Origin of the sequence: Pandoraea sp. NPDC090278, from assembly GCF_044772185.1 — a bacterium.
GTDB lineage: Bacteria > Pseudomonadota > Gammaproteobacteria > Burkholderiales > Burkholderiaceae > Pandoraea.
The window spans coordinates 1,172,273-1,198,511 of record NZ_JBIVYJ010000001.1 but is presented as its reverse complement, the minus strand read 5'-3'; the positions used below and the strand labels follow the sequence as shown (position 1 = coordinate 1,198,511).

Annotated in this window: 18 protein-coding genes; 14 read left to right on the top strand and 4 right to left on the bottom strand. The window is 62.5% G+C overall.

Annotated features, from left to right (window positions below):
- Position 1: 1 nt before the first annotated feature.
- The 5 genes from ACIQWO_RS05155 to ACIQWO_RS05135 all read left to right on the top strand — a co-directional run bounded on the left by ACIQWO_RS05155 (position 2) and on the right by ACIQWO_RS05135 (position 11,428).
- Positions 2 to 4,669: a contractile injection system tape measure protein gene (locus tag ACIQWO_RS05155; RefSeq protein WP_402820051.1), complete on the top strand. Its 4,668-nt coding sequence runs from the start codon at positions 2 to 4 to the stop codon at positions 4,667 to 4,669.
- Positions 4,666 to 6,039, top strand: coding sequence for an ATP-binding protein (locus tag ACIQWO_RS05150; RefSeq protein WP_402820048.1), 1,374 nt, complete (start codon positions 4,666 to 4,668; stop codon positions 6,037 to 6,039). Before ACIQWO_RS05155 ends, ACIQWO_RS05150 begins: the two co-directional genes overlap by 4 nt.
- Positions 6,040 to 6,085: 46 nt before the next feature.
- Entirely contained in the window at positions 6,086 to 9,178 is a 3,093-nt protein-coding gene (locus ACIQWO_RS05145; protein ID WP_402820046.1) for a hypothetical protein, read from the top strand.
- Between the two features lie 221 nt (positions 9,179 to 9,399).
- A complete protein-coding gene (locus ACIQWO_RS05140) occupies positions 9,400 to 10,605 on the top strand; it encodes a GGDEF domain-containing protein (protein ID WP_402820044.1) in 1,206 nt (401 codons plus the stop codon).
- Between the two features lie 136 nt (positions 10,606 to 10,741).
- Positions 10,742 to 11,428, top strand: coding sequence for a hydrolase (locus ACIQWO_RS05135; RefSeq protein ID WP_150574157.1), 687 nt, complete (start codon positions 10,742 to 10,744; stop codon positions 11,426 to 11,428).
- An 82-nt stretch (positions 11,429 to 11,510) separates the two neighbouring features.
- Here the strand turns inward: ACIQWO_RS05135 and ACIQWO_RS05130 are convergent, their stop codons facing one another.
- Together ACIQWO_RS05130 and ACIQWO_RS05125 are read right to left on the bottom strand one after the other, a co-directional pair.
- On the bottom strand, positions 11,511 to 12,854 hold the full coding sequence (locus tag ACIQWO_RS05130; RefSeq protein ID WP_402820040.1) for an MFS transporter: 1,344 nt from the start codon (positions 12,852 to 12,854) through the stop codon (positions 11,511 to 11,513).
- Between the two features lie 174 nt (positions 12,855 to 13,028).
- On the bottom strand, positions 13,029 to 13,970 hold the full coding sequence (locus ACIQWO_RS05125) for a LysR family transcriptional regulator (RefSeq protein WP_402820037.1): 942 nt from the start codon (positions 13,968 to 13,970) through the stop codon (positions 13,029 to 13,031).
- A 119-nt stretch (positions 13,971 to 14,089) separates the two neighbouring features.
- Here ACIQWO_RS05125 and ACIQWO_RS05120 point away from each other — a divergent pair, with 119 nt between their 5' ends.
- From ACIQWO_RS05120 to ACIQWO_RS05110, 3 genes are all read left to right on the top strand, one after another.
- Entirely contained in the window at positions 14,090 to 15,229 is a 1,140-nt protein-coding gene (locus ACIQWO_RS05120) for an iron-containing alcohol dehydrogenase (protein ID WP_402820034.1), read from the top strand.
- 80 nt (positions 15,230 to 15,309) lie between these two features.
- Entirely contained in the window at positions 15,310 to 16,755 is a 1,446-nt protein-coding gene (locus ACIQWO_RS05115; protein WP_402820032.1) for an NAD-dependent succinate-semialdehyde dehydrogenase, read from the top strand.
- A 174-nt stretch (positions 16,756 to 16,929) separates the two neighbouring features.
- Positions 16,930 to 17,673 carry a sulfite exporter TauE/SafE family protein gene (locus tag ACIQWO_RS05110; RefSeq protein ID WP_402820029.1) on the top strand — a complete coding sequence of 248 codons (744 nt, stop codon included), beginning with the start codon at positions 16,930 to 16,932 and terminating at the stop codon, positions 17,671 to 17,673.
- Between the two features lie 44 nt (positions 17,674 to 17,717).
- On the opposite strand, the gene phnF is transcribed toward ACIQWO_RS05110, so the two are convergent.
- The gene (phnF, locus tag ACIQWO_RS05105) at positions 17,718 to 18,494 is read right to left on the bottom strand and encodes a phosphonate metabolism transcriptional regulator PhnF (protein WP_402820026.1); all 777 of its coding nucleotides are present in this window, start codon (positions 18,492 to 18,494) and stop codon (positions 17,718 to 17,720) included.
- A gap of 240 nt (positions 18,495 to 18,734) precedes the next feature.
- Here phnF and ACIQWO_RS05100 point away from each other — a divergent pair, with 240 nt between their 5' ends.
- The 5 genes from ACIQWO_RS05100 to ACIQWO_RS05080 all read left to right on the top strand — a co-directional run bounded on the left by ACIQWO_RS05100 (position 18,735) and on the right by ACIQWO_RS05080 (position 23,919).
- Entirely contained in the window at positions 18,735 to 19,634 is a 900-nt protein-coding gene (locus ACIQWO_RS05100; RefSeq protein WP_402820023.1) for a phosphate/phosphite/phosphonate ABC transporter substrate-binding protein, read from the top strand.
- A complete protein-coding gene (locus ACIQWO_RS05095; protein WP_402820020.1) occupies positions 19,631 to 20,500 on the top strand; it encodes a phosphonate ABC transporter ATP-binding protein in 870 nt (289 codons plus the stop codon). Before ACIQWO_RS05100 ends, ACIQWO_RS05095 begins: the two co-directional genes overlap by 4 nt.
- On the top strand, positions 20,497 to 21,309 hold the full coding sequence (gene phnE / locus ACIQWO_RS05090) for a phosphonate ABC transporter, permease protein PhnE (protein ID WP_402820017.1): 813 nt from the start codon (positions 20,497 to 20,499) through the stop codon (positions 21,307 to 21,309). The genes ACIQWO_RS05095 and phnE overlap by 4 nt, the downstream gene beginning before the upstream one ends.
- A 12-nt stretch (positions 21,310 to 21,321) precedes the next feature.
- Positions 21,322 to 21,981: a DapH/DapD/GlmU-related protein gene (locus ACIQWO_RS05085; RefSeq protein WP_150662675.1), complete on the top strand. Its 660-nt coding sequence runs from the start codon at positions 21,322 to 21,324 to the stop codon at positions 21,979 to 21,981.
- Positions 21,982 to 22,467: 486 nt separating this feature from the next.
- Entirely contained in the window at positions 22,468 to 23,919 is a 1,452-nt protein-coding gene (locus ACIQWO_RS05080) for a hypothetical protein (protein WP_402820013.1), read from the top strand.
- 31 nt (positions 23,920 to 23,950) lie between these two features.
- Here ACIQWO_RS05080 and ACIQWO_RS05075 read toward each other — a convergent pair whose 3' ends face one another.
- Positions 23,951 to 24,922 carry a LysR family transcriptional regulator gene (locus tag ACIQWO_RS05075; protein WP_402820010.1) on the bottom strand — a complete coding sequence of 324 codons (972 nt, stop codon included), beginning with the start codon at positions 24,920 to 24,922 and terminating at the stop codon, positions 23,951 to 23,953.
- Between the two features lie 153 nt (positions 24,923 to 25,075).
- Here ACIQWO_RS05075 and ACIQWO_RS05070 point away from each other — a divergent pair, with 153 nt between their 5' ends.
- Positions 25,076 to 26,128 (top strand): D-cysteine desulfhydrase family protein, encoded by a 1,053-nt coding sequence (locus tag ACIQWO_RS05070; RefSeq protein ID WP_402820007.1) that lies wholly within the window; start codon positions 25,076 to 25,078, stop codon positions 26,126 to 26,128.
- Positions 26,129 to 26,239 lie beyond the last annotated feature (111 nt).

The following is a 26,239-nucleotide window of genomic DNA, read 5'->3' as shown; positions in this document are numbered from 1 at the left end:
CATGACCTCCCGACATCGGATCCGTTCGCTCGATTTCGATCTGACCTTTGCGTCGGGCGGCATGGCGATGTCGCAAGGCGAACCGCTGCGCGCGCTGGTCGTAGACCAGTTGTTGCCGGTGGTGGCGTCGGTGTTCGATGAGGCGACGGGCGATGGCACGGCAGCAGACATCTACCGAATCGATCGACTCGACGTCGACCTTGGCAAAGTGTACGCCGAGGATCTGCCCGAGACGCTGGCAGAGCGGCTGGCGCAGGCGTTGGCGGATGTGTTGGTCATGCGGCTGGACGAGGGGGCGGCAGCGGATGGCGCTACGGAGCATGGCGGGGCAGGTGAGGGCGTTGGTAGCGTCGGCGTTGGTAGCGATGCTGTTGGAAGCGGTGATTATGGTTCTGTGATTGGGCAACGGCAATCGGACGGTGCCGATACTTCGGTGGAGTCTCAGGCCGTGCCGCGACCTCGTGTCAGCAAGTTTGCGACAGCCGCCGCGGCTGATACGGCAGATCTGATTGCGTTTCTGACGTCCGGCCAATGGGTGAGGCCGGGTTCGGTGCCAGCGTCCGTGCAGAAAGAACCTAACCATGCGTTGCGCGGCGACGAAGGCTCGCATCGAGACACCGACGCAGTTGGGGCCGACGGCATCGACGGTATTGAGGGCCTTCTGGCTCGTGTGCTGGCGGGCGATATACAGATCGTCCGGCAACAAATCCGGGCGAGCGCTTCGCCGGACATGCTGATCCAGCGGCTGACGAAGCAGTTTCCCTCGGACAGCGTTGACGCTCTCCTTCGGGCGCTGCGTCCGTCAGACGCATCCGGGTGGTTGCGACAACTTGATGCGCTGGATCGATTACTGACGACGATAGGTTGGAACACGGCACAACGCGCCGAGGCGCAATCGGCTGTCCGCGCCCGGTTGCTCACGATGGGTCTGCTTCCGCCGGACGCAGGCCCGCGAGAAATGCCGTGGCATGGTGTCTGGCAAGCGGTGCTGTCGATTGCGTCGGTGCGGGGACTGGTGCGCGACGAGTCAGATTTCGTCGCGAAGGTGCGGGAAAGCGCACGGGCCGATGAGGCGCGCGCGGGTGCGATAGACGCTACGAGAACGGGCGACGCATCGCAAGCGGGTTCGGCACGCTCACCGATGATCGATGCCCTGCACCGCGTTGCCGAAGCAAGAGCGAATGGGGCGATGAGCGAGGGCGATACGGCATCCAGCGAGACATCCAGCGAAGCACTCAACACCACACCTAGCGCGATGCACGGCCAGACATCTGGCGGACTTCCCCAAATGCCGGCCCCAACGAACAGCGCATCGTTGCGACCGTTTACACACGCAGGCCTGAGGGCATTGCTGGCGACGGCCCTGATGCGTGCTCAGGCTAAGGCGCTTTATGATGTTTGGCCGAGGTTGGTGGCCAACGAGACCGACACTTTGCGCGAAGCGCTGCGTCGCTATCTGTCCGTATCCGATCTGCGCGAGCAAATCGCACTGACGTTTCCGGTGTCGATGCTTGAGGATATGTTGGCGCTGCTGTTGGTGGCACGTCCTGAACCGACCCAAGGACTGACCCAGGGACCGACGCAGATTCGTCGCAAACAAGCCGATGCATATGTTGTCGAGACACATCCACAGAACACCGTCCCTGACATCGGTCGAACGTGGGCGTGGCGAAGCGCGTGGTCTCATGACATCGCTGCGACATTGGGCGTCCACGATACCGAGGTGATCCCTGGGACCGCCTTGCGAGACAAAGCACAGCCAGACGCGCCGGTTCCTGCCGCCTCGTTCGACGTGCGCGTCGGGGCCGATGCTTCACTCTCAGTGAGACATGAGTCATCGACGGTTTCGACTTCTGGCGACTCGGTTCCGAATGCCGCTTCGGACGAACCATCGGACCAGCCATCGGACGCACTCGGCTCCAGCGACGCGATGTTACGCAGCGCGGGACTCAATGTACCTGCTGACGAACGCACGCTAAACAACTCGTTAGATGCGCTGCCAGCGGCAGCGGGAGACCGGGCAGGTCGATTGCAAGCCTCAACTCGCGGCGGGAATCGCCTCGCTGCTGGCGATCCGCGTGTCGACGATGATTTGCCACCGGTGAGCGGCAGTGCCGGTACGGCCCGAGTCATGCACCGAAGCATCGACGACGAGGCGACGTCGGCTGAACCAGCGGCGTGGCCTTCGGAACGCGCAGTACCGCCCTCTGTACCTGTGATGCGACCGTCAGACGATGACGTCGACGCACATACGGAAGTGACAAGCCGGAATGACAGGCTTATCCGAGCGCTATTGAGCGGTTCGGCCGTGGCGATTCAAGAGGATTGGGCGGATTGGATCGGTGCAGAGCGTGCCGCGCTTGCGTCCGTCTGGCGTCATTACGTGACGTACGACACGGTGTTGATGCGCGTCACGGAGGGCTTTCCGGAAGCGATGCTTGTGGATCTGGCAACGGTGACGGCGCCATCCGCAGCAGCACTTTGGGAGGCGTTCGCCGAGGTTTCGGTCGGTAAGCTGGCTGAGGCCGCACAGGTGTCGGCGAGCGCCATTGAACGCCTACCCGACGACACGTCCCTCGCGTTTATGGGGACCACAAGCCTTGCCGATACCGGCGGGCATGAGACTCACGCCGGGTCGATCACACGAAAAGTACCGTCGCAGACCGAGTTCGATCGCTGGAAGCGGGGAGTCTGGCATGCGCTCTTCATGCAGTTACGTGCCATGTCGCCGGTCGCGTCCACGTCGGCCATCGTGTCGATCTCGTCCGTGTCGTTCGCAGCGCTGGAGGCCATCGCCTTGGGGCGCGGTTCGGCAGCAGGGGCACGTCGGGCGCTTGATCTGTGGCGAGCCACCGTCACATCCGGTACAACAGACACAAACGCTTCTCCGGGCACCTTTGCCCGTTCATTAGGAATGGCCGGCAGCATGGCCGCGGATGACCATGCCCTCCGGCCGTTGAAGTCATCGATTGCCGATGCAGCGTTTTCAGCAACGGCGGTCGAGCCAATGAGCCACCGCGCGTCTACCGTAGCGGTCCAACGTCTCATTGAGCATCGCCAAAGGACAAACCCGCAAGGCGGTGACCTGACCGCTCGCGTCGCGTCGTTGTCCGACGCAGAGCGAGTCGACCTCCGGCAAATCGTCACCGAGGTAGCTTCGACACGGGAGTCCGATCTAGTCGGAATGGCCGCGCAACACTGGCAAGCCGTCGTTGACACGATGATCGCCGTCAGCGAGACGATTCCCGACGCGCACAGGGAAGTGCTTTATCGCTCGATTCTCGAGAGTGCACCGGAAGTCGAAGATCTCCCCGCCGAAGCCGCAAGACGCTATTACGCGAGTGTGGTTGCAGTACTCGCCAGCGATGCCGTACTCGACCTCGACCTATTGGCAGAGACGGCGATTTCGGAAGTTGTTACGTCGTCACCAGACGATCAAGACATCAATTCCAGAGAAATGCCGACGCCGCCGCCAGTGCAGGAACACCGCAAATCAGCCGAACGGACAGGCCCACACGATCCTGTGGGTGTAGGGGCTCCACGTCATCCGGACGATCAACGAAAGTCGCTCGATTCGACCGATCGGCTTGATCGACTCGATGCACTCCCTCCATTCCCCCCGACATCCCCAAGCCGTCTGCCCGCCATGCCGGAAGACTTCATCGCCTATCTCACCTCCACGGACTTCCGCCAGGGCAGGACTCCGCCCTCCGGCTTCGACATCTGGCTTCGTCAGTCGGTCTATTCGGGCGCGCATGTACTGCGACCGGTCATCGCGACGGCCGCAGAAGACGACGCGCTGGCCGAGCGTTGGCTGGATCTGATTCCGCAGCCGCTGTGGCCGGGCATCGCGCGGCTGTCGTCCCGCGACACACCGCAAGTGGCGCAAATGCTGCGCGTCGCCAGCGACATCACCGATCTGTTCGCCACGACCGTCGAGACGGTCGCACCGGTGAGTCTGCACCGGGCGCGCTGGCGTTTCTTATTCCCGTGGCTGTTCATGCCGCAGCGTCCATTCGACGCCACAACGTTCGCAACATCGCTCGTGGCGCAACTGGCTCGCCACGCGAGTGTCGCCGTGCCGCCCGCGCTCGCCGCGCGCGTTCAACAACAAACCGGTATCGATATGCGCACTGCCGACGTCACCGACGACGCCCACCTCTTGCAGACCCCGTTGATGGTGCCTTACGCCGGGATGGTCCTGACCTGGCCGTTCACGGCTCATCTCTGGGACCAGCTCGGTCTCACAAAGGAGCACCGATTCGTCAGCGACGAAGCCGCAGAGCGCGCCGTGCTGCTGCTGCACTACGTGGGCTCGGGCCTCACCGAAGCCCCCGAACCGCATCTGACGATGCACAAGCTGCTTTGCGGATTGCCGTTCGCCACGCCGGTGGCGCGCCATTTCGACATCACGGACGACGAGTCGACGATCTGCGACCAGATGCTCGACGTCATCATCCAGTACTGGTCTGCGCTCGGCCACACGTCTCACGCCGGGCTTCGCGGAAACTTCTTGCAGCGTGAAGGCCGGTTTTCGCTGGCGGAGGATGGCTGGCATTTGAAAGTGAGACGAGCGCCGTACGACATGCTGTTGGATCGACTGCCGTGGAGCATCTCGACAATTCGTCTGTCCTGGATGGAGCAGCCGCTATGGGTGGAGTGGGCATGACCGATCCATCAGATCCATTCGACCCGTTGGGCGCGAACGCCGCGAGCCTGTCGCGCGAGATCGACTGGTTCGGTGCCGTGCTGGAGACGCGGCTGCACGCGTACTTCATGCATGAGGGCGTGCCACACGACATTTATGCGCATACGCCGCCGAATCTGACGGACGATCCGTCGCCGTTTGCCCGTGCCTTGCTCGAACACGAACTGGCCGACGATTTCGACGCGCGTATCGTGCTCATGCTCGCGATGCTGCCGCACGTCCGTCCGCAAGCGCTGGATCTGCTGTTCACGCAGAACAAGAACACCGAGCGCCAGTTCACCGAGTTCGGAGGATGGCGCGCCCAGCATCACAACGGCCTGCTGCCGACTGGCGAGACCGCTGCGTTCGTGCTCGCCGGTGACGACCTGAGCCGCCGTTTCGACGTCATGGCGCTGTTCGACGCAGACCACGTCTTCACGCGCGCCTCGATTCTGCGACTCGAACGCCGGGCGGACGGCGAACCGGCCCTGGCCGCCGCATTGCACATCGAGCGCGACTTCCTTGAACGCAGCACATCGGGCCGCGAGCATAAGCCGGACTACAGCGCCGGATTTCCTGCCAAGCGCATCACGACGCAGCACGACTGGAAAGACCTCGTGCTCACGCCGGACGTGATCGAGGAAGTCGACCAGATTCGGCAATGGCTCGACGACGGCGAGGGCATCATGCAGCGCTGGCAACTCGATCGCATCGTCAAACCCGGCTTCCGCGCCCTGTTCTACGGCCCGCCGGGCACCGGTAAGACGCTCACCGCGACGCTGCTCGGCAAAGCGGCTGGTGTGGACGTGTACCGCATCGACCTGTCGAAGATCGTCTCCAAGTACATCGGCGAGACGGAGAAGAACATGGCGAACGTCTTCGATCAGGCACAGAACAAGCACTGGATTCTGTTCTTTGACGAAGCCGATGCGCTGTTCGGCAAGCGCACCGAGGGCAGCACCGCCAACGATCGTCATGCCAATCAGGAAGTCGCTTATCTGCTTCAGCGCATCGAAGACTATCCCGGCGTGGTGCTGCTGGCGAGCAACCTGAAGGACAACATCGACGAAGCCTTTGCCCGGCGCTTCCAGAGTGCGATCCATTTCCCCATGCCGGACGAAATTCAGCGGCTGCAACTATGGCGCAATCTCTTCCCGGCACGCCGGGGGCTGTCGGATGACGTCGATCTGCCCGCGCTCGCGGCCGAACACGTGCTCTCTGGCGGTGCGCTACTCAACGTGGCGCGGCATGCCGTCATGTGGGCGGAGCGCGACGGCCGTCATGTCGTGACGCAAGGCGACTTGCTGCGCGCGATCCGACGCGAACACATCAAAGAAGGACGCACGATCTGATATGAGCTATGTCGACTTTCTGAGATGTGCCCGCAGGTGGAGGCCATTGCTCGGCACGCTGGTGCTGGGACTTGTGATGCCGATGGCCGCCGTCGCTGCTGCGCCGATGCCTGCGAGTTCTGTGAGTACGGCGGGGGCGTCTGCACCGCAAGCGGCGTCTGTCACGGTCGCACCGCGCGCGTCTGCCGCGACATCTCCCGCTGCCCCCTCCGACCCTGTCGAAGCGACTGCGCCAGCCGTACCCGCGCAAGCGTCGCAACCTGCCGCCGTCAAGGGCGCGCCCACGCAAGCCGTCGCGCCCCCCGGCGAAACGTCGACGGCGAAGTTCTCGCGCATGGCGCCGCCCATCGGCAGCGACGGCAAACCGATGACGCCCGAGCAGGCATGGCACATCGTGAACACCGTTCAGGTGAAGCCCGAACCGACTTCCGGCCCGGCCACCGTGTTGATTTCGGCGGATGTCGTGCGGCTTCTCGTGCCCGCCACGCGTCGTGCCATCCAGCAAGCTTTGCTCATCATCTACTCGGAAGATCCTGCCTATCTTCAGGCCTACCGCGAGAGCACGCGGCCCCTGTCCGACAACCTCGTCGGCCCGATCACCTTGTCGTGGCTGAATCGATTCTGGCTCGACTTCAAGATGCAGCCGGTGGGTAATCTGACGAGCGCGTCGGTGCAGGCGCTGCTGAAGTTCGCGTCGATCGTGCGTGCGCACCCGCAATGGAAGGCCGATCTGGTCGGCGCGGACCTTGGGAAGTGGATCGACGGATTCGAGGCGAAAGAGCAGGCGCGCTATTACCAGATCCGCCTAGCGGGTACGGACGACGAGATCGCCGCCATGTTGTGGCTGTATCACCTCGACACCGACGGCAGCCGTAACGCAGGCCCCGATCCCGACCGCGCGTTGCTCACGATCTACAACTACACGCTCGACGCCGGCGACTTCACGTTGCTGGCATCGAAGTCGAAGGTCATCGATCACCTTTCCGCCTTGCAGGACAAGGTGTATCTGAACCAGCCGCTGTTCGACGCCGCGGTGCTCGATGCGCTCAAGGACCTCGGCAAGCAGGTGGAAGCCTATCTGCCGGAAGCCCGCGCGGTGGCGATCTCAACGACCTATCAGTTGACGGAGGCATCGCTTGCGCAACTTCGCAACGACGCCCGCGTGCCCACGCCGATCATCGATGCCGTCTCCGGGTTGACGGAAGAGTATGCGAGTCAGGCCGACTTCAACGAAGCGATTCTCGACGCCACAGCCGACATCAAAACGCCGGTCGATCCCTACGTCCCCGAGATCGTGCGGGCGGCGCAATCGCAAACCACTTATGTGCTGACGGCGCAGGCACTGGCCGAGCTGGCGTCAAGCCGACGCAACGAGTCGGTGCCGCCGGTCATCCTCGATATGCTCAAGGGGATGCAGGGATTGCAATATCCCCAATTGTGGCTGTTCGACCGGGCCGTGATGGCGCGTTTGCGCCAGGGCGTGGGCGCATGCCCCACGGGTATTCCGGGCAGCGTGGCCGACGCACGCAAAGTCTCCGCCGAACAGATGCAGCAGCTGTCGGCGGTCCTGCGCGACCCTGCGCTGTTCGCGCAACTCGAAGCGCTGTGGCGCAAGGGCGCATGCAGCAACGTCGACACTTTGTCACTGCCGCAACTGATGCAGGCGCTGTACGACCGGTTCCGCCCGTCGCTGGTCGCCACCGCGCGCAAGAAGCCCGCGTTCGACCCGAATAAGCAGGTCAGTTGGGATGGCAACGGTTGCGGGTGCGTGCTGGACCGGCTGGACGGGGAGGTGTACGGCTTCTTCCCGTTCTGGATGGCCGGGCCGAAGCAGAACGTCGACTTCAGCACACTCTCGCGCATTGGCTATTACGGGGCGACGTTCGACGATACCGGACGGCTGGTGCAAGCCAACTACGGCAGCAGTTTCGTCGATCTTGCGCAGACGTCAGCGTCGTTGCCCGGCGACTTCGTGTCGGTCGCTCAGCGCCATCAGAGCAATGTGCAGTGGGTCATTCAACGCAACGACTGGCGCTCGTGGACCCGACTCGACAAGGACCGTAAGGTCGCCGTGCTCAATCGTCTGAGCGACGACATCGTGCGACTGCTCTCGACCGATCTGAAAAACTGGACTGCCACCGTCTCGAATCATCTCCCGTTCGGCGCGCGCTTTGCGCCGACCAACGGCAGTGGCGTGGTGTTGTTCTTCGACGGCTATCCGGAAGACCCGGTGTCGGTGCAGGCCTTCAACCAGTTCATGGATCAGTTGCGCAGCCGTTTGCGCAAGGCGAGGGCGGGGGATCGGATCGACGTCATGCTGCGGCACGACCGCGTCGGGCATGGCGTCTACAGTTACACGAACCTCATGCAGTTGGTGACGGACAGCGACAAGAACGCCGTGACGGACCTGCTGGCCAGTGTCGAGCGCGACCGGACGCGTCGGCCGAACTTTCTGGTGCTGCTCGATGAGCCGACCACCGATTCGAAGAAAGCGTTGCGCGAATCGGTCGAAGCCGGGCTACACGGTGAGGAGCGCATGACGGTGCTGCGTCAGATCGTGCCCGTCATCACGTTCGACAACGACAACTGGCAGCAACTTCAGGACGACATCGTCTACGCGCAGGACAATTTCGGCGGGATCGGCTTCTGGCCAATGCCGCTGAGCGCCGCCGGCGCGGCGCAAAAAGCCGATCCGGCGATGCCGACGGTCGACTCGCTGGTCCCCAAGGCGATGGACGGTGTGCAGGCCTGTACATTGACGCGCAGCATCAGTGAGTGCATCGCGGATCACTATCAGGATCCGCCCGGCGCGCAATCGTCCGCCGTGTGCAAGACGGTCTGCGAGAACCTCTACGCGTTCCGGCTGGCGACTAAGGTCGTGCTGCTGTTGCTGATCGGGTGCGGCGTGGCGTACTACGCGTCGTGCCGCTGGCGGGAGTGGATGGCGCGTTACCATCACGCACCTGCACTGGTCGTGGCCGCTGTGTGGATTCTGCTGGGACTGGCGTTGCTGTTCTGCGATCCGTTCCTGCGATGGCTCGCGCGCGGCTACATGATCCCGATTTTCCTGGTGCTATTCATCATCGCGGTGATCGCCTGGTACCAATACCAGCTCAAAGCGCGCGACGATCAGCCGTAATCGGACAAGATCCGTCGACGTCGGCGGTAAGAGAACGAAACAAGACGGGCCGCGCCGTTTGTAAAACGACGTGGGCCCGTCACCGATTTCAGCTATGCTGGCGACTAAACAAGCCGAAGGACGGGGTCATCGCGGGGATGACCATCGTGGGGGCCTCGCAGCACGCACAGCGCATAGCCCGTTCCGGCGATATACGAAACAAAATACTTCGCCAGGCCTACATGTCTATCCCGGCAGTCTTCATCAGCATCGCGATCCTCTCGTGTGTCATGAGCGTGGCGGTTCTCGGCTCGCTGTATCAGACGCACGTACCGGGGGTTCGCTTGTGGAGCGTGGCAAGCGGACTGCTGGCCGTGACGTCCGCGCTGTTGCTCTCCGGCACGTCGGATGTCGTCGTCGCCACGGCGAGCAGCCTGCTGATGATTGCCTCGCTCCTTGGCGTACAGGGCTTTCGACAATTTCTGAACACGCGCCCCGACTACGCGTGGGAATACGTGGCGATCGCCGCGATCCTCGGTCTGCTGATGTACTGGACGTTCGTGTCCCCGCACGTCGATGCCCGTAGCGCAATGATCTCGGGCGTCATCGCCTACGTCCGCTTCAACATCGGCTGGATGGTGCTGAGGTACCGTCCGGCGGGACGGCCCAAGTACGCGTATTACTTCGTCTCGGTGGCCGCAACGCTCGGCGCGGTCGTGCACGGGGTTCGATCGATCGCCTATGCCCTGGGCCTCGCCCATGAAACGGTTTTCCTTGAGCCGACACCTCTGAACGTACTCTTCCTCGGCATGGCAACGCTCACGCTTCCGAGTCTGTCAGTCGGCATGGTGCTGCTGGCGCACGACCGGCTCGCCGACCGAATGGAGCGGCTGGCCACGTACGACGACCTGACCGGTGTCCTGGCGCGCCGGGCCTTCATTGCGCGCGCCGAAGCAGTCGCCATGCAAAGCGGGATGGGGCGCATGCCGCTGTCCGTCGCCATTCTCGATATCGACAACTTCAAGAGCGTGAACGACCGGTATGGGCACGCTGCCGGGGACTGTGCGCTGGCGCATGTGGCGTCGCTGATCTCGCGCTCCGTCCGGGCCGACGACGTCGTGGGGCGCATCGGCGGGGAAGAGTTCGCCTTGCTGCTGCCACACGTCACGAAAGAGGAAGCGGGGCGACTCGTCGACCGATTGCGTGACATTGTGGCAACCTCCGGCTCATGCGTCCCGAACCGGGATGTGGTGCCTACGCTCAGTGCCGGTGTGGATGCGTTCGGCGCGGGCGATACCCTGGCGACCGTGATGGCCCGAGCCGATGCGGCGCTCTACGCCGCAAAGGCAAACGGCCGGAACTGCGTCGTGGTTGTGCCGGACACGGAAGTGCGCCCGGCCGAGGGCTGGGATCGGCGCGCGGGCGCTGGAAAGGCGGCAGCGGGCTGACCGAGGCGCGCTCGACACGCCGCCGTTTTGGGGACTAATACCATCAGGTGATATTCCGGCATCCCCCGGGTCGACTAGTCTTTTGTCGGGTTGCACAGTGCACCCGCGCGCAACATAAAGTCAAAGGACCCTGACCATGTCGAATCCCAAGCTCGAAGTCTTGACCCCTCAGAACAGCCAGCTCATCATCATCGACCACCAGCCGCAAATGGCATTCGGTGTTCAGTCGATGGACCGCCAGGCGCTGAAGAACAATGTGGTCGGTCTGGCCAAGGCCGCGAAGATCTTCAATATCCCGACGACGATCACGACGGTCGAGAGCGAATCGTTCTCCGGCTACACCTATCCGGAAGTCCTCGACGTATTCCCCGGCGCGAAGACCCTTGAGCGTACCTCGATGAATTCGTGGGACGACCAGAAGGTGCGCGATGCGCTCAAGGCCAACGGCCGCAAGAAGGTGATCGTCGCGGGCTTGTGGACCGAAGTCTGCAACACGACCTTCGCCTTGTGCGCCATGCTCGAAGGCGACTACGAAATCTACATGGTCGGCGACGCCTCGGGCGGCACCAGCAAGGAAGCCCACGATTTCGCCATGCAGCGCATGGTGCAGGCGGGCGCAGTACCGGTTACGTGGTTGCAGGTGCTGCTCGAATGGCAGCGCGACTGGGCGCACCGCGATACGTACGATGCCGTGATGAAGCTCGTCAAGGAACACGCCGGTGCCTACGGCATGGGCGTCGACTACGCCTATACGATGGTGCACAAGGCTGCGCAGCGCACGTCGGGCACGCACGAATCGCTGCCGCCGGTCCCGGCTCGCTGATCGTTCTCAGCCGTTCGAGGCAATAAGAAAGGCCGCCAGTTTGACGCTGGCGGCCTTTTTTTGTGAGTTGCGTGCGAGACGATCAGTCGTCCAGCGGCAACCCGCTACGGTCCTTCACCAGTGCGACGGCGACGACCGAGACCAGCGCACACGCGATCATGAAGAAGACCACCGGCACGTAGCTGCCGCCGAAGTAGGCGACGAGCGCAGTGGCAATCAATGGCATCGGACCGCCCACGAGCGCCGCACCGATCTGATAGCCGAGCGACATCCCGGTGTAGCGAATCGACGGCGGGAACGCCTCAGCGAGCAACGTGCCGATCATCGAGCCATAGGTCGTCCAGATCACGCTCAGACCGACGCCCACGGCCACCGACGCCAGCAGAATCGACTTCTGATTCAGCAGCCAGAAGTACGGCCCGATCCACACGATGAATGCGACCGTACCCCACAGGAATACCTTCTTGCGCCCGATCTTGTCCGACAGATGCCCGAAGTAGAGCATGAACGGGAAGGCGATCAGCGCACAGACCAGCACGATGTTCAGAATGTCCGAGCGCTGGAAACCGTGGCCAATCATGTACGAGATCGTGAACGTGGCATACAGGAAGAACGTCGACGTCTCCACGACCTTTGCGCCAATGGCGATCAGCACTGAACGCCAGTGATCCTGCAACGTTTCCTTGAGGGGAATACGCGTCTCAGTGCGCGTGGTCATGATCTTCTTGAACGACGGTGTCTCGCCCACGGCGTTACGAATCCACATGCCGATCAGCACGAGCACGATCGAGCCGACGAACGGAATACGCCATCCCCAGCTTTGGAAGTCGGCGTCGCTGATCGAGTTGCTCAGCAGCGACGTGATGATATTGCCGAGCGCCAGCCCGAGCACCGCTCCCGTCTGCGGCACCGCACCGTAGAAGCCACGACGATGGCGGGGTGAATACTCGACCGCCAGCAACACACCGCCGCCCCATTCACCGCCGAGCGCCAGCCCTTGCATCAGGCGCAGTACGGAGAGCAGGATCGGTGCCCATACGCCGATCTGGTCGTAATTGGGCAGCAAACCCATGAGTACCGTCGACATGCCCATCATTGTTAGCGTGATGGCCAGCGTCTTCTTCCGGCCGACGCGGTCGCCGATGTGCGCGAAGATCACACCGCCCAGCGGACGAATGACGAAGGCCAGCGCGAACGTCGCCAGCGCCAGGAGGTTGCTGACCAGCGGATCGGTGCTCGGGAAGAATTGCTTCGCGAAGATGATGGACGCCATCGTTCCGTAGAGGAAGTAGTCGTACCACTCGATGGTGCTGCCCACGGCGCTGCCGAGGAGTGCGCGTCGACGCTCGGCGTCGGGCACCATCGCTTCTTTCATTGTTGACGTCAGGCCGGGGGTGCCTGCGCTGTTGGGCGCTATTCCGCTCATTGTCTCCACCTTGTTTTTTAATGACCGGACGAAGTCTACAAAGGCGGGGAACGTCAGTACACTGAACGTTTGCGTTAGCGCTATAACTTTTTCTCAGAGCAAACGGCGATATCGCGTCCCTTCGCCATGCGAGGGACGCATACCTGCGACACAGTGGGGCGGATGGGCCCCCGCTTATTCACCCCGGATGGCGCCATTCGCGACGATGGCATCCATCAGCATCTGCGCGCCGTGCGACACTGGTGCGCCGCGTCGCGTGACCAGCTCGTACGGCTCGCTGAGCGACGACAGCGTCAGGGGAAGCGTGCAAGCGATGCCGTGCCCGGTATGGAAGCGCGCCACGTCGATCGACACCAGCGCCACCAGCGACGGGTTCTTCTGAAGCAACGACACCGTTGCAAACGCGGACGTCGTTTCCAGTAAATGCGCGGGAAACCGTAAGCCTGCGTCATGAAACTCCCGCTCCAGCAGCCGTCGCATCGGCATGTTGGCCCGATAGACAACCCAGCGGTAGTGCGCAAGATCTTCGAGCGACACGTGGGCGGCATCGGCCAGCGGGTGTGCAGTATTGGCGATGACGGCGAGCGTTTCGTCCTGAACGAAGGTGCTGTCGTATAGGTAGGGCGTCTGGCTGACGCTGGTGCGGCACACGGCGAGATCGAGTCGACCGGCATCGATCTGACTGAGCAGGGCGGCGCTCGTGTCTTCTACGATTTCAATCGACATCTCGGGCTGCGCCTCGCTGACTGCCGTGATGGCGTCGGTGAGCAACGGCACGGCCCCCATGATCACGCCCACCGACACGCGCCCGCCGTGTCCGCGCATGATCCCGACCATCTCTTCGCGCAGGTGCGCCAGATCCGACTGGATCAGACGTGCATAGCGAATCACACAGTGCCCGACGGCGTTCGGTTCGAGGCCGCGGTTCGAGCGTTCGAACAGGGCGGTGCCGAAGGTCGTCTCGATTTCATGCAACGCCTTGCTGGCACCGGGTTGCGTCATCGCGAGCTGCTTGGCCGCGCCCAGCAACGAACCGTGTTCCTCGATGGCGATGAGCAACCGGAGTTGCTTGACGTGCAGCCGGGAGATGATCGAATTGAGCGAGGGAGGCGTCATTGTCTTGATGAAAAGTTATATCGCTATCAAATGCTGTCAATATCGCCGCAGCACGATGGGCCATACACTGCGAAATCTCTGCGTGAGCATAGCTTTCCTATAACTTTTCGTCATCCACTATGTCCCTCATTAACTACATCACCCAGATCCAGTTCGGCTTCGACTCGATCCGGCTTCTCGCGAGCGAATGCGAACGCATCGGCATCCGCCGTCCCCTGATCGTGACGGACGCGGGCATTCGGGCCGCCGGTTTGCTCAACACCGTATTGAGCGCGCTGGGGCAGGGCGAGTCGGTGCCAGTCTTCGACGGGACGCCGCCGAACCCGAACGAATCGGTCGTTCGCGAGGCGGTCGCCATGTATCGGGCGAACGAATGCGACGGTGTGATTGCGTTGGGCGGTGGCTCGTCCATCGATCTGGCGAAGGGTGTTGCGGTGTGCGCAACGCATGAGGGGCCGTTGCAGAGTTTCGCGGTGATCGAAGGGGGCGCGGCGCGGATCACGTCGGCGACGGCCCCCGTTATCGCCATTCCGACAACCGCTGGTACTGGCAGTGAGGTCGGCCGTGGGGCCATCCTGATTCTCGACGACGGCCGCAAGGTCGGGGTGATCTCCCCGTACGTCGTGCCGCGTGTGGCCATCTGCGACCCCGCGCTGACGCTGGGTTTGCCTGCCGGAATGACGGCAGCGACCGGTATGGATGCTATCGCGCACTGCATGGAAACGTTCATGGCTCCGGCATTCAACCCGCCCGCCGACGGTATCGCGCTCGACGGCCTCTGGCGCGCCTGGCGGCACATCGAGCGCGCGACACGCGAGCCGTCCGATCGTGAGGCTCGCCTGAACATGATGAGTGCGTCGATGCAAGGTGCGCTCGCCTTCCAGAAGGGCCTCGGCTGTGTGCACAGCCTGAGCCACTCGTTGGGCGGCATCAATCCTCGCCTGCATCACGGCACGCTCAACGCTATCCTGTTGCCTGCTGTGATCGCGTTCAACCGCACGGCACCTTCGATGCAGGAGGATTCCAAGCTCGACCGGCTGGCGCAGGCGATGGGGCTTGCGTCGGGCGACGATGTCGGTCCGGCGATTGCCGCGATGACCGCAAAACTCGGCCTGCCGGGCGGACTTGCGGAACTGGGGGTGACTCGCGAGCAGTTCCCGCGCATCATCGAGGGTGCGCTGAAAGATCACAGCCACAAGACCAACCCGCGAGATGCCTCGGCTGAGGATTATCGCGAGATGCTGGAAGCGTCGATGTAATGCTCAGCGAGGTGTACGTAGGGCCGATGGCCATCGGTTCGTACGCCTTGCCTTTGCCCAATCATTCTCAGGAAATTCATATGGTTACGTCAGGTTATACAGACACCAAACTTCTGATTAACGGCGAGTGGTGCGATGCCGCCAGCGGCAAGACGCTCGACGTCGTCAACCCGGCGACGGGCAACGCTATCGGTAAAGTCGCACACGCAGGCATCGCCGACCTCGACCGCGCCCTCGACGCCGCCCAGCGCGGTTTCGCCACGTGGCGCAAGATTCCGGCCGCCGAGCGTGCCGTGACGATGCGCAAGGCCGCCGTGCTCGTGCGCGAACGTGCCGATTCGATTGCGCGCCTCATGACGCAGGAGCAGGGCAAGCCGTTTGCCGAAGCGCGTGTCGAAGTGCTCTCGGCTGCTGGCATCATCGAATGGTTCGCTGACGAAGGCATGCGCGTGTATGGCCGTGTCGTGCCGTCGCGCAATCTGAATGCGCAGCAGACGGTGCTCAAGGAGCCGATCGGTCCGGTCGCCGCCTTCACGCCGTGGAACTTCCCCGTGAACCAGGTCGTGCGCAAGCTGAGCGCAGCGCTGGCCTGCGGCTGCTCGTTCCTGGTCAAGGCACCGGAAGAGACCCCGGCGTCGCCTGCCGCGCTGCTGCAAGCGTTTGTCGACGCAGGTGTTCCGGCCGGTGTGGTGGGTCTGGTCTTCGGCGATCCGGCCGAGATTTCGAGCTATCTGATTCCGCACCCGATCATCCGCAAGATCACGTTCACCGGCTCGACGCCGGTCGGCAAGCAACTGGCCTCGCTGGCCGGTCTGCACATGAAGCGCGCGACGATGGAATTGGGCGGTCATGCGCCGGTAATCGTGGCCGAAGACGCAGACCTCGCGCTGGCCATCAAGGCAGCAGGTGGCGCGAAGTTCCGTAACGCCGGTCAGGTGTGCATCTCGCCGACGCGTTTCCTCGTGCACAACAGCATCAAAGACGAGTTCGCGAAGGCGCTCGTCAAGCACGCAGAATCGCTGAAGCTGGGTGACGGCCTTGCCGAAGGCACGACGCTCGGCCCGCTCGCCAACGCACGTCGTGTTACGGCCATGAGCCGCGTCATCGAAGATGCACGCAACACGGGCGCGACGATTGCAACGGGTGGTGAGCGCGTCGGCACGTCGGGTAACTTCTTCGCACCGACCGTGCTGACCGATGTGTCGCTCGAAGCCGATGTGTTCAACAACGAGCCGTTCGGCCCGGTGGCGGCCATCCGTGGCTTCGATAAGCTCGAAGACGCGATTGCGGAAGCGAACCGTCTGCCGTTCGGTCTGGCCGGTTACGCGTTCACGCAATCGTTCCGCAACGTGCATTTGCTCTCGCAGCAGTTGGAAGTGGGCATGCTGTGGGTCAACCAACCGGCCGCGCCGTCCCCCGAAATGCCGTTCGGCGGCGTGAAGGATTCGGGCTACGGTTCGGAAGGCGGGCCGGAAGCGATGGAAGCCTATCTCGTGACGAAGGCCGTCTCGGTCATGGCGAACTGATCGCCTGAGTGATCGTCTGAAAAGCGCGGCACCCCATCCCGAGGGTGCCGCGTTCTCCATAAGTCAAATCGTATGTGGACATCCGGAGATCGAATCGCCGGGAGCGCTTAGCGCATCACAATCTTCCTGATCGTCACACGCCCTTACGCGAAGACGCCTCACTCAGGAAGCGCGATGATCGAAATCTATCTGCTGACGGCCGTTGGCGCCGTCGTCGCCGGTTTTGTGCAAGGCATCTCCGGCTTCGCTTTCGGACTGGTCGCCATGTCGTTCTGGGCATGGTCGCTGGACCCCAAACTCGCGGCATGTCAGGCCGTGTTCGGTGCACTGACCGGACAACTCCTGAGCGCCGTGACAATGCGTCGCGGATTCAATCTGAAGCTATTGTTGCCGTTCTTGCTCGGCGGACTGGCCGGTATTCCGATAGGCGTCGCGATTCTGCCGCACCTGGAAATGAACTGGTTCAAGGCGGCATTGGGCACGTTGCTTGTCGTCTGGTGTCCGGGCATGTTGCTTGCCCGGGATCTGCCGAAGATCACGGCTGGCGGCCGGTTCGGCGACGCCGTTGCAGGGCTGACGGGCGGTGTGCTGAGCGGCATTGGCGGGTTCGCGGGCACATTGCCCACGTTGTGGTGCACCCTGCGAGGATTCGAGAAGGATACGCAGCGTGCCGTCATTCAGAATTTCAATCTGGCGATGCTGACGGTAACGATGGGGGCCTATCTCGCGACGGGCGTCGTGACGAAAGAGGCCGTGCCCTTGTTCGCTATCGTCGGTCCGGCGATGCTGATTCCAACCTTCCTCGGCGCGCGGCTGTACATCGGTCTGAGCGAAGCCCGTTTCCGCCAGATCGTTCTCTCGCTGCTGACAGCATCGGGCATTGCGTTGCTCGCGTCCTCATTGCCCCATCTTGTCTAACGTGTCGCAAGCACGGACCGTTCGCCTGACCGGTCCACGCGGGTTCACGTCGACGTATCGACCATCAGTTGCACGCGGTCCGCAGCGAAGTGCGTGATGCCGTATTTGATCGGCACACCGGCGAGATCGACGTCGACGTTTTCGACCCAAAGCACCGGTTGCTGACGGTTCACGCCGAGACGCCAGGCGATCTCGGTGTCCGGCAACACGCTGCCGATGCGACTCCACTTGCGCAGATAGTCGGGCACGCCCATCGAGGCGAGCGCGCGCGTGATGCTGCTGTCTTCTTCGAGCAGGCTCGGCAGATCCGGGAAGCGCGCAGCAGGGTACCAGTTGCACGCGTAGGTCAGCGGCACGCCATCGGCCGCATGCAGCGACTCGATGCGCCATACCGGCGCGCGCACACGCAATTCCAGCTCCTTGGCGACGGCCGCATCGGCCTGAAGGCGCACCGCCGAGAGCATCTGTCCTTCGGCTGCGTGATGTTGCTGACGCAGGTTCTCGGTGAAACGCGTGCGTCGTCCGATCAGATAGTCGATGGCGCCGTGCTGCACAAAGGTGCCGCGTCCTTGCTCGATGCTCACCAGACCGTTCGCGGCCAGCCCCAGCACCGCGCGTCGCACTGTATGACGGTTCACGTCGAAACGCTTCGCGAGTTCTCCTTCGCTCGGCAGACGGCCTTCGTCGCCGAAGCCGTTGGCGGCAATCTCCTTGGCAAGAATCTGCTCGATCTGACGCCAGACGGCCACGCCTGCGCCACGCTCCACACGCTCCCCATTGCCTGCATTTGCACTCAGTAGTGCATTCCCACTCGCTGTCATAGCGACGTCATCCTCTGGACTTCATATGTTCATCGATCAGGGCGCATTGTAGTGCGCGCGACGTGATGGATGTGTGACTTTGGCGTGTCCATATGCAGAATCGTCACGAATTCAAGGCGTAATTTTTAGTAACAAAATCGTCTAGACGTTCAGATAAATGCATCACGGTTCTGTCATATCCGATTCCTAGAATCCGCAGCAGAGTTTTCGCACGCCCGTAGTACAACCCAGAGGGAATTCATGAAAGCTATCAAACGCTTCGCCGCCGTCGCCTTCTTTGCTGCTGTCGCCAGCGGTGCAGCACACGCCGCCGGCGAGTGCCCGAACAATGGTGTCGTCCGCTTCGGCGTCGAGCCGTACGAGTCGTCGGCACGTATGCTGCCGGTCTACACCGATCTCGCCAAGCTGATCGGCGACAAGCTCGGCTGCAAGGTCGAGTTGTACATCACCACGAGCTACAACGCCGAGATCGAAGCGATGCGCAACAACAAGCTCGAATTCGCCCAGTTCGGCCCGCTCGGCTACGTGCTCGCGCATCAGGTCGCGCATGCCGAAGCCGTCGCCACGTTCGCCAACGAAAACGGTTCGCCGCAGAACTACTACGCATCGATCGTCACGTGGCCGGGTTCGGGTGTGACGACGCTGGCCGACACGGCAGGCAAGTCGTTCGCGTACGCCGATCCGGCATCGACCTCGGGCCACCTGTTCCCGGCTTACGGTCTGCGCAAGAATGGCATCGACCCGGACAAGGGTGTGAAGGCCATCTATGCGGGTAGCCACACGGCGTCGTTTGAAGCCCTGCGTAACCACAAGGTCGTCGCTGGCGAACTGAACAGCGAAGAAATCTCCAGCGCGCGTCTGCACGGCGAATACGACGACAAGGCTTACGTCACGCTGTGGAAGTCAGACCCGATCCCGGTCGACCCGATGGCCGTTCGTGGCGATCTGCCTGCCGAGTTCAAGACGCGTCTGGCGAAGATCCTGTCGAACCTCGACCTGAAGGAACTGCCGGAAGCCGACCAGAAGTTCATGGCCGCCAACGCGACCCCGGCGCTCAAGACCGTGCCGCAGAACGACGCGGCTTACAACCAGATTCGCGATCTCGTCTCCACCCTCCATATCGATCTGTCGAAACTGTGAACACCTTGTCCAAATCAACGGACGGATTGGCATTGACCCCGGCTGACGCGTTCGCGGCCGCCGGGGCCGCACATGCCAGCACGCCGGGTGCGTTTCGCCGTACCAAACTCGCCCCCGGTGTGAAGCTCGCCGTTCAGAATCTGACGATGTGCTACGCGAACGGTCATACCGCGTTGCGCGATTTCAATCTGTCGGTCGAGGCCGGCGAAATGGTTGTGGTGCTCGGTAGCAATGGCTCCGGCAAATCGACCTTCATGAAGTGCGTGGTCGGCATCAACCGGCCGACGCAGGGCAGTGTGAATCTGGCCGGACGCGATCTGGTCAAGCTGTCCGGCGAGCCGCTGCGCGAAGCGCGTCTGCCGCTCGCACTGATCTCGCAGAACGCCAATCTGGTCAAGCGTCGCAGCGTGATCGCCAACGTGAGCTGTGGCGCACTCGGCCGTCACCGCACGCTCGCGACCGCACTCGGACGCGTGCCGCGCGAAACCATCGAACCGGCCCGCGCATATCTCGACGAAGTCGGCCTGTTGCATCTCGAAAAACAACGTGCTGGCACGCTGTCGGGTGGTCAGGCGCAACGTGTCGCCGTCGCCCGTGCCCTCGCGCAGGAGCCGCATGTATTGCTGGCCGATGAACCCGTCGCGAGTCTCGATCCCGAAGCCGCCGACGAAGTCATGCGCTTGTTGCGCCGTCTTGCGACCGAGGACGGACTGGCCGTCGTCGTGGTGCTGCACCAGCCGGATCTCGCCATGCGCTATGCGGACCGTATGGTCGGACTGCGTCGCGGCGTGATGGAATTCGATCAACCGGCGCGTGAGGTGTCCGCCCGTCAAATCGCCAATCTTTATGTCACCGAGGCTTCATGAGTACAGTGCTTGAAATGCGGGGCGGTCGTGGCCCGGGAGAGATGCCTGCGGGCTTGCGCAACGCGCTGACGCTGCTCGGTGTGGTGATCGCCATCGCGTTGTTCGTGCAGGCGTGGATCGTCGTGCAGGCGCGTCCGCAGGATCTGATCACCGGCGCACACGGCATGGCCGACATCATCTCGCGCGCCATGCCGCCGGATTTTGCGCAGTTCATTCCGAACCTGCGCCCGGTACTGGAAACCATCGACCTTGCGATCTTCGGCACGGTGTTCGGCATTCTGCTTGCGTTCCCGCTGGCGATTCTCGCGGCAAAGAACGTCACGCCGGGATTGCCGCTGTACTACGGTGCACGTGCGGTGATCGGCGTGACGCGCGCAGTGCCCGATCTGGTGTGGGCGTTGCTGTTCGTGACGGCGGTCGGTCTCGGGCCGTTCCCCGGCGCACTGGCGCTCGCCGTGCACTCTGTCGGCATGCTCGGACGTCTGTTCGCGGAAGTCATCGAAGACATGGACATGGGGCCGGTCGAAGCGCTGACGCTCACCGGCGCGGGACGCATCGCCGTGCTCACCCATGCGGTCATTCCGGGCGTGTTGCCGTCGCTGTTGGGGATCGGGCTGTTCCGTTTCGACGAGAACCTGCGGTCGTCGCTGGTGCTCGGTTTCGTGGGCGCGGGCGGCATCGGTTTCCAGTTGCTCACGGCGATGAACCTGTTCGACTACCAGACGGTGTCGTACCTGCTGATCGTCACGTTCGTGTTGGTGGCTTGTGCAGAGCGCGCTTCGGCGTACCTGCGCAGTCTGGTGCATTGAGGGCAGGGCGGTATGCAACGTATCAATTGTGGGGAGGGCGTCGATCCGTGGACCGGCGCTCGGGTGTTGAGCGAGGTACCGGAAATCGATCCGACGTCGCTCGTGCGCGATAGCGATTTCGGACGCTTTACCTATCTCGGACCGAATTCGGCAGTGCGGGCGTCGACGATAGGCGACTACGGGTACGCGATGGGTAGCAACCAGATCGCGCACGCGCACATCGGCAAGTTCGTGAATATCGCGACGGGCGTTCGCATCAATCCGTCGAATCATCCGATGTGGCGCGCGACGCTGCATCACTTCACGTATCGTTCGCGCTCATACGGTATGTCGCTCGACGACGATGCCGAAATCTTCGACTGGCGAGCGCAGGACGCCATCACGATCGGACCGGACGTCTGGATCGGCCACAACGCGATCATCATGCCGGGCGTGAGCATCGGCACGGGGGCCGCGATTGGCTCCGGTGCCGTGGTGACGAAGGACGTGCCGCCGTACGCCATCGTCGTTGGTGTACCCGCCCGGGTGCTGCGCTATCGCATGGACGACCGTACCGCCGAGCGCATGCAGGCGATTGCGTGGTGGGACTGGAATCCGGCGCAGCTGGACGCGGCGCTCGCCGATTTCAGAAACCTGAGTTCGGCAGCGTTCGTGGAGAAGTACGAGCGGTAGGTCGGGGGGTAGGGGCTGACGTGCCGCGATGACGGGTGCGTCGGCCACATGCTTCCGTAGTAGAATCCGCTGGAATTGCCGGGACAACCGACGGGAGCGTCACCGACCATGCAATTCCGTGCGAAGCCGCATCAGGATAACGACAATCGAAGCGCGGTCGCACGGGAATCTCCCGGGCCGAAAACGGCCACACAGCGCTATCACTTCGTCGATAACCGGCCCGCCACTGCACAGTTGCGCAGTCTGCAAAGCGCCGTGAACGACAGCCCTCTGGTCATCGCACAGCGCAAACGCATCGACCGTCTTTTTCCCTCGGAGGCGACGCCCGCGCAACGGCGTGTCACCGACGATCTCTACACGCGCGGTCTCACAGGCGGACTCAACGACGGCGAAGTCACGTTGAGTCGGCGGCCCGACGTCGGCGCCGTCAACCTCCACCATCTGGCGCAATCGCTCAAACCCGTTACGCAGCCCAACGCGACGCCAGTGGCCGACGCGCTGCACGCCAACACTGCCGTCGTCGCGCCTGGCCACGTGCAGATGAAAGGCATCGAAGCGAGCGCCGATCCGATTTCGATTGCGCGTCAGGTTGGCCAGCTTCGGCCGAGGGACACACGTATCCGACAGTTTGCCGATGGACGTTTCGAACTTCAGGCGCGTCTGAATCCCTGGGTGTCGGTGTTGACTGGCGAGGTGCTCGACCATCTGGCCAGCAGCTCGGCAAAGCCCAAGGACGGTGCGCGCTATCCGGGCCGACCGGATGTTGTATGGCGGGACGAGATTCCGGAGGAAGATCATGCGGGTGCCTACGCCGCCTTCATGCAGTGTCTTGCGGAAATCGATGGGGACAAGTCGCTGAAGCCCGTGGAAAAACAGCAGGCCAAGTCGGAGATGCTGCTCGCGTTTCATGGTGGTCTGCAATCGTTGCCTGCCGCAGCCATTCTGAAGTTTGGTACGGACCTGATGCACGCCATTGCGGAACATGAAGCAACGGACTCGCTCGACGCGGCATTTGAGGAAAATCGGGTGGTTTACCGCACATGGCATGAACCCAAACGGATCGCCGAGTCGACCCAATTGGGTGCGAGCAAAGAGGGCGGAGAAGAGCTTGTGGGGGCAGACGCACTGAACGTCGCCCTCAGTCCGGAGCGCTTCAGGGCGCACAAGGAGAAAACGAAAGAGGCCGACTCAGGACTCGTGCCAATCGGTGCGGCGCCGTCGTCGTTGCTTTACGGCGACCTTGAGGGCAACTTGAAGAATACGGTCTTCCTGCGCGATCGCGGCACGGCTGCCGCACTCTTGCCCGAAAATCTGAACGCGAGCTTTAGCCTGTTCAACGAGACCGCGAAATCGGTGTTCCGGTCGAAACAACCGGAAGACGAATTAGATGCCGACGAGCAGAATCTGCAAAAGCACGCCAAAGCGATGCGCGCTCTCGTGACTCGACCGGTCTTCTTCGACAAGGGGGACATTCAGTCGTCCGTGGGGGCCTATACCCATAAGGACAAGGGTGACGATCTTCACGTCAGGAAGACGCATGCGGCACTAGGCACGGATCACAACCCCTTGCGCGAGACCTTGGAACAGAAGTTGAACGATCCACTGCGTCGCAACGCGATCTTCTACCAGACGTTCTCCGAACACTCTCGGGCCAATGTGCATGGTGGTGCGTGGAACGAGATGGTCGTCAAGTATCGAGGGACGGGGAAAACCTCCGCGCTTGACGACAATGTGGCGCAATGGGTGCCGGGTATCCCTACCAACGACACTATCGCCCCGCAACTGCTCGACAGCGGCAAGTTCAGTGCGGAGTATGCGCAGGCTACCAAGGCTGAGGCAGACACAGCGCTGGACGGGCAAGCGTTCGATCCCGTCGTTGAACAACCCGAAGCCCCCGTTGGCAAACGACGAGGAAAGAAGAAAAAGGGCGGGCAATAAGGGACTAGGAAGGGACTAGGGCGCTACCACACTAATGCCTTTCGTACAGATCGATGCCCATTCGCTGCAACGCCGACGTGCGGCCTTGCACGAATTGCGCGGCCTGAGTCGCCAGCCACGCCTCGAACACGCCGACCGATGTCGACTCATGATTGCGCGTCACCGTCCAGTAGCTTGCGGGTGAGCGAACCGCCACCGGCAGCACAGGCACGAGGCGTCCATCGGCCAACTCGTCCACGATCAGGGAGGCGCGGCCGATAGCCACGCCCTGATGATTGAGCGCTGCACTGTATGCCATGCTCGCCAGATTGAAGCGCGGGCCGTTCACGAAAGGCAGCCAGTCGGGCCGGATCGCATGCATCCAGGCCTGCCATTCCGCCGACGCTTCCGCCCCCGGCCACGCAAACGCATCGTGTAGCAACACGCAGGACCCGTCGATGCGTCCCTCGGCAAGTATCGGCGTGCGCTGGAGATAGGCGGGCGTTGCCACGGGAATCAACCACTCGTCAAACAATCCGGTGCGACTGCCAGGCGTGCCCTGGGTCTCGACGCAGTACCGAATCGCCAGATCGATTTCCGTGATGTTGTCTGTCGCGACGCCGAGTGCGCCGAACTCCGCCATCAACTGCACCGGGTTGCGTTCGTCGTGGTGGTGATACTGCGACAGCCGCGACACTAACCAATGCAGGGCGAACGAAGGGCAGCATCCGACCTTCACCGGCGTGACCGAATTGGAAATGCTCGCCAGCGTCGATTCGATTTCGTCGAACGCCCGTTGTGCGCCTTCGAGCAGCGTGATGCCTTCTGAGGTCAACGCGAGACTCCGATGGCCGCGCACGAACAGCGGATACCCCAGACGCCGTTCCAACTGACGCATCTGCTGACTGATAGCGCTTTGCGTGAGGTTGAGTGCGTCTGCCGCGCGCGTAAAACTGAGCAGCTTTGCCGCCACGGTGAACGAGCGTAATGCACCAAGCAAAGAAGCGTCGACCACGTTTCGCATTAGCCTGTCTAATTCCAAAGTAAAAAATCGTCGCTTGTCACGGCATCGGGATTTTTAGAGGATGCTTCGATCATGCCGCGAAAATGAATGCTGATTCACGCGAATTAGCATAAGCCATTTTCGCGGGAAACGAATCTCTGATGGGGAGGCATCTTGATTTCATCATTCGCATCTGCACTGGGTAAATTTCCGACCGTCGCGTTGACGCGCCTGTCAACGCCGGTGACGCGCATCGAGCGTCTTGAGCAGGCGTGTGGCGCTCAATCGCGCGGCATCCGGATCTTCGTCAAGCGCGACGATATCGGCGATGTCGGTAACGGCGGCAACAAGCTTCGCAAGCTGACGTTCCTGCTCGGACAGGCGCAGGCCGAGCGCGCCGACAAGGTGATCACTGTGGGCGGCATTCAGTCGAATCATGCGCGACTCACGGCGGCCGCCTGCGCGAAACTCGGCATCGCTTGCGAACTGTTTCTCTCCGATATGGTGGCCATTCACGACACCGAGTACCGCGAAGGCGGGAACGTGTTGCTCGACCGGATCTTCGGGGCGCCGCTGACGGTCGTGCCGTCGGATCGGGACGTCATGGCCGCCGCCAATGCGAGAGCGGCCGAACTGGCGTCCTCAGGGCACCGCGTGATGGTCATTCCTGCCGGTGGGTCGTCGCCTCTGGGGACATTAGGGTACGCGCAGTGTGCTCAGGAAATCCTCGAATTCGAAGCCCAGAACGGCATCGAATTCCGTCATATCGTGATCCCCAACGGCAGCCACGGGACGCAGGCCGGACTGATTGCCGGGTTGACGTTTGCCGGTCAGCGAGGCGCTCGTGTAAAAGCCTACTCCGTGCTTGCGGATCGTGATGTCACACACGTCAAGACGGCAGCATTGGCGCGCAACGCGCTGGAACTGCTCGGCGGGAACCCGGCGGACGTGGATGCGCACGCCGACGTCGTGATCGACGGCGGCTATCGCGGTGCGGCCTATGGCATTCCCACGCAAGCCATGGTCGACGCGGTCCATCTGCTGGCGAGGACCGAGGGCATTCTGTTGGACCCGGTGTACTCGGGGAAGGCGTTCTCGGGACTGCTGGCCGATATTGCGAGCGACCGCATTCCCTCAGGGGCAGACGTTCTGTTCGTGGCTACGGGTGGCGTGCCGGGCCTCTTTGCTTACCGCGATACGTTGGCGCAGACAGCGACTGCCATTTGACGGGATTTGTCGGCCAGGCGGGTAGTACAGAGCGCGCCCGGTCGGCAACATCGTTCCGCATCTGCTATAGTTCGCCTCATCGAAAACGTTTTCGATATCCGCAAACTACGC